The sequence below is a fragment of the Roseateles sp. P5_E8 genome (assembly GCF_054177665.1).
The window spans coordinates 1-508 of record NZ_JBGCUM010000162.1; the positions used below are offsets into that span (position 1 = coordinate 1).

Sequence of the window (508 nt, forward strand, 5' to 3'; positions counted from 1 at the left end):
ATTTCACTCCCCTCCCGGGGTTCTTTTCGCCTTTCCCTCACGGTACTTGTTCACTATCGGTCGATTACGAGTATTTAGCCTTGGAGGATGGTCCCCCCATATTCAGACAGGATTTCACGTGTCCCGCCCTACTCTATTCGCGCCTAGTTCCACAATCTGCATTTCTCATACGGGGCTATCACCCGCTGTGGCCGGACTTTCCATTCCGTTCTGATATACAAACTGCTAAAACGCGAGGGCTACTCCGATTTCGCTCGCCACTACTTTCGGAATCTCGGTTGATGTCTTTTCCTCGAGCTACTGAGATGTTTCAGTTCACCCGGTTCGCCACAATGACCTATGTATTCAGTCAGAGTTACTCCTTGCGGAGTGGGTTTCCCCATTCGGAAATCTCCGGATCAAAGCTAATTTGCCAGCTCCCCGAAGCTTATCGCAGGCTATCACGTCCTTCGTCGCCTGTAATCGCCAAGGCATCCACCACATGCACTTAGTCACTTGACCCTATAAC

At 50.8% G+C, this 508-nt stretch carries 1 rRNA gene; it reads right to left on the bottom strand.

Annotated elements, in window-relative coordinates:
• Positions 1–501, bottom strand: a 23S ribosomal RNA gene (locus ACXRVZ_RS27790); the annotation flags it as partial.
• Positions 502–508 lie beyond the last annotated feature (7 nt).